Raw genomic sequence first — 3,079 nt, forward strand, 5'->3', positions numbered from 1 at the left:
GTCTGTCCGTGTTTCGACCCCAGAGGCTTCTTCTCTTCACTCCTCACCACTATTGAGCGTAGCCGCCCTTCCAAAGGCTGTCAAGCACTTTCCCATTGGGGTTGGCGTGTGGGAAATTGCGCTAGGGTGGCACTGCCGTACAGGATCATCTGCTGGGGCTGCAAGTTCACCCGGTCTACCCGCAGCTCAGTGCCTCGCAAGGCGAGCCGATCCAAATCCAGAAGCTCATTCAGGCAGCGTACCAAAGCTTGGCTCAAGGCCAGCTCCTCTTCTGTACCGCTTTCAAACACTGGATCTGTAAAGCGGATGCGACGCCGCTCCAGCACCTCAACCTGGGCGGAAAAACCGACGCGGAAAGCCCTGGCTTCTCCCTGCTGTACGTTTGCCTGCAATTCCAGTCGCCGCGCCGGGGTGATGCTGATATGGACGTGATGGAAGGATAGGGGGCTGCCATCCTGTCCCACCAGGGCCAGCCTGTTCAGCACAAAAGGTGTGTTAAACGATTGCACCAGATCGTCTTGGCTCAGCACCACACGCATCGTGGCCTGTACTGGCTGGCGCAGTTTGATCTTCCCCTGCCAAATTTGGCTGAAATCGATGGCCACCGCATTGCAGAATAGCTCCAGAGCCGAAAGCCTCAGGCCGTTGTACATCTGCAGATGCTGGCCCAACAGTTCAAAGCTGTCGATACGACCCTGCAACAATTTGGCAACAGGCTCCACTCGCACGCGCGCCTCCAGCCGCTCTGCATGCTTAAAGAGGGCACGAATGGCTGCGCCTACCCCTCGGCTAACCCAATCGACAGCCATGGGATTCTGCAGGGAAAGTTGGGGCAGGAGTCCTGTAGCCATGGGAAAAGGTAAAGAGCGCCTACAGGGATCATAACCAACCATTAAGAAAAGTTACAACCTTTGCCAACGGAGAGGCTGTTCTCTCAGGGGTAGGTGCGTCCCTCCTGCATAGCCGAGCGGGCCACGGCTGCGATCCCCTGGTCGGTGGCACGGGGCAGATGAAAGTACCGTCCGCCCGCCAATTCCGCCAGCTCGGCGCTGAAGCCGGTGGTTACAAAGCGGCTTTGGGAATCGATCAAAAGCAGCTTCAACCCCAGGGCGCGGATGCGCAGGGCGATCTCCCGCAGCTCTTGCTTGAGGTCGATGGGATCCGCTCCCAACTGGCTTTTGCTGTCGCTCCGTCCCAAGGAGCGGCTGAGGGGAATGTTGGCCCGGCCATCGGTGAGGGCCACCAGCATCACCTGACCTACATCGCCAGCGGTGCGGGCATTGACTCCCATGCGCACGGCTTGGGTGAGGGCATGGGCGAGAGGGGATCCCCCGCCACAGGGCAGGGATTCCAGACGGCGGCGGGCCAGCTCGATGGAGCGGGTGGGGGGGAGCAACACTTCGGCAGTTTCCCCACGAAAGGCGATGAGGGCCACCTTGTCACGGTTTTGGTAAGCCTCGGTGAGCAGGCGCAGGGCGGCACCTTTGGCCGCTTGCATGCGGTTGAGGGCCATGGAGCCGGAGGCGTCCACCACAAAGATCACCAGGGCTCCGGCCTTGCGAACCAGCTTTTTGGCGCGGATATCGCTCGGCTCCACAATCACGCTACGTCCCGGTTGCCGCTGGCGGCGGCTTTTCTGATAGGGGGCAGCAGCTCGCAAGGTGGCATCGACGGCAACGCGGGGGTTGGATCCCTGGGGCAGGATGGGCTTGACGTAGCGGCCTCGGTCGGCGCTGAACACCAGGCTGCGGGATCCCGTTTTTCCCTGCTGGTTGAGGGACTGGGCAAAGGCCAGCAGGCGCGGGTCCAGGGCCACCTGCTCAGGATCGAAAAAAAACTCCTGCGGCAGGCTGAGGCTTTCCGGCTGGGGATCCGTCTCCTCCTGGTCCTCGCCGGTGTCGTCGGAATTGCTTGGGGAAGGATCGGGCTGTTGGGATTGGGGTGGGGGGGGAGGCGGGGGCTGGTCGGGGTCGTAACGGGCGCGGGGCAGCAGCACCAGCTGCACGGCCTGCTGCAGATCCTCGGCCAGGAGGCGATCCCGCCCCTCCAGCGCCGCCAGGGCACAGGCGGCTCGCAGGGCAAATTGTTCTCCCCGGTGCCCTTGGACGTTGCCGCGGATGGCCTCCTGCACCAGGTAGAGGAGCTGTTCCCGCTGCGGCTTGACCTGGGGCAGCCACTCCCGCGCCAGGAGGATGCGGGTGCGGATTTCCTCCAGTTCCGCCTGGTGCTCGGCCAGGAAGGGCTCGGGAGCATCGACAAATTGCGTTGCCCGTTGGACAATTTCCCCTCGCTCTTCTAGGCTCAGCTCCTGCCCCACCGGCACCACCAGTGCCAGGCGATCCAGCAGGTGGGGGCGCAGGGATCCCTCTTCGGGGTTGTAGGTGGCCACCAAGAGAGGCCGGCAGGGGTGTTGCAGACTCAGCCCCTCCCGTTCCAGGCGGTTGACCCCATCCCCCACCACCGTCAGCAACAAGTTGACGATGGCGTCGTCCAAGAGGTTGATGTCATCCACATAGAGCACGCCCCGGTGGGCAGCAGCCAAGAGCCCTGGCTGGAAGACCGTTTCCCCCTGCCTGATGGAGGCCTCCACATCGACGGATCCCAGCAGCCGATCTTCGGTGACGCCCAGGGGAACCTGGACAAAGGGGGGCGATATCACTTGGGTGGGCGGCACCTCTCCGGCTGGGTAGCGAGCCTTGGCCCAGTCGGACCAGGTATCCGGCTGCGCTGGATCGTCGTTGCAATAGGATCCCGCAATCACCTCGATGGGCGGTAGCAAGGCGTGGATCCCTCTGGCCAAAACCGACTTGGCGGTGCCGCGAGGCCCCACCAGCACCACACCCCTTAGGCTGGGATCCACTGCTGCCAGCAGCAGAGCCAGCTTGGCCGCCTGTTGCCCCACTACAGCGGTGAGGGGAAAGGTACAAGGAGCGGATAGAGTTGCGGATCCCATGGTTGGCGGGTAGGCTTGGCGAGCAACGGTTCAATCGAGCAGATTCGCAGCGGAGCGGGAGCTGTACACCCCAGTCTATCGCTTGAGTGCTCCGCACCGCCTTTGCAACTGAGATTTTCTGGGGAG

Annotated in this window: 2 protein-coding genes; both read right to left on the bottom strand. The window is 62.7% G+C overall.

Annotated elements, in window-relative coordinates; genetic code table 11:
• Positions 1 to 80 precede the first annotated feature (80 nt).
• Positions 81 to 809 carry a DUF2993 domain-containing protein gene (locus tag NW820_RS10415; RefSeq protein WP_414407443.1) on the bottom strand — a complete coding sequence of 243 codons (729 nt, stop codon included), beginning with the start codon at positions 807 to 809 and terminating at the stop codon, positions 81 to 83.
• A 125-nt stretch (positions 810 to 934) separates the two neighbouring features.
• Positions 935 to 2,953 (bottom strand): magnesium chelatase ATPase subunit D, encoded by a 2,019-nt coding sequence (gene bchD, locus NW820_RS10420; RefSeq protein ID WP_414342612.1) that lies wholly within the window; start codon positions 2,951 to 2,953, stop codon positions 935 to 937.
• Positions 2,954 to 3,079: the final 126 nt, after the last annotated feature.

This window comes from Synechococcus sp. R55.7 (genome assembly GCF_047461955.1).
Classification (GTDB): Bacteria; Cyanobacteriota; Cyanobacteriia; order Thermostichales; family Thermostichaceae; genus Thermostichus.

Excerpts from the sequence above, each read along its gene's own strand:
- NW820_RS10415 (WP_414407443.1), bottom strand. The coding sequence starts at position 809 with ATGGCTGTCGATTGGGTTAGCCGAGGGGTAGGCGCAGCCATTCGTGCC.
- bchD (WP_414342612.1), bottom strand. The coding sequence starts at position 2,953 with ATGGGATCCGCAACTCTATCCGCTCCTTGTACCTTTCCCCTCACCGCT.